Source organism: Herbiconiux daphne, from assembly GCF_024979295.1.
GTDB lineage: Bacteria > Actinomycetota > Actinomycetes > Actinomycetales > Microbacteriaceae > Herbiconiux > Herbiconiux daphnes.
In genome coordinates this window covers 1-794 of the sequence record NZ_JANLCJ010000299.1, presented here as the reverse complement: position 1 = coordinate 794, position 794 = coordinate 1, and the positions used below count along the sequence as shown (strand labels likewise).

The 794-nt window shown below is 41.8% G+C and carries 2 protein-coding genes; both read left to right on the top strand.

The genetic code is table 11. The features are described 5' to 3' along the window. A partial coding sequence (locus N1032_RS24815; protein ID WP_259543197.1) for a hypothetical protein occupies window positions 1–348 on the top strand: 348 nt, incomplete at its 5' end. An 11-nt stretch (window positions 349–359) separates the two neighbouring features. Further along, the coding region (locus tag N1032_RS24810; protein ID WP_259543194.1) for a hypothetical protein at window positions 360–794 on the top strand (435 nt) is incomplete at its 3' end.

Here is a 794-nt window from a genome sequence, read left to right as displayed (position 1 = left end):
AATGTAGCAGTGACTGATCAAACACCAACACCTGATGTATCAGTCGGTCAATCGGGTAACGTGACAACACCTGCTCTTGGTTCAACAATACAAGAATCAAACACACAGACCGATGGCCAAGGTATAAAGAAGAATAAGGGCAACCAATCGCTTATACAAAGGATGAACACATCTTCTTCTGACCAGTGGGACAATTTCACAGGTCAGGGCATATACGATAAATCCAATAAAGCAAACTTGGATGCTCAAGGTAATTTGAAAGCTAAGAATGCCTTAGGTTTTGGGGACAAGTTGAATGCAGGTATGACACTTGCCAGTCTGATTGGCAATGCATTTGATAGACAATAAGGAATACAACTATGGCAAACCCTTACACAGACCGTCTGAGTGAACTTGATGGGAAACGAGTTCATTCTAATGTCAGACAATTAAGCAACATGGTCGGTCTCCCTATAAAGAGACCCGGTACCATTTCTTCTCCTTCTGGTGCTCCTCTTGGAGCTTCTCCGATGCCTACCGAGCCACATGAAGACGAGAGTTATAAACAATCTACCTTCTACAACAACTTTGACCATCACAGACAAAATGATGAACATTTTAATAATTTGTCAACTGAAATGACGAAACTGGCTACTGGATTACGTAAACAAGTTGAGGCAGGTTATATGCCACCTCAGATTGCACAAGACAATCTAAAGCAATTTGTTCAGGATAGCTTCTTCCGTAGAGGAGTTGCTGATCCTCATATCAAACGTCAGAAAGAAATGGAAGCAAAGCAGCAGGATACTAACCAG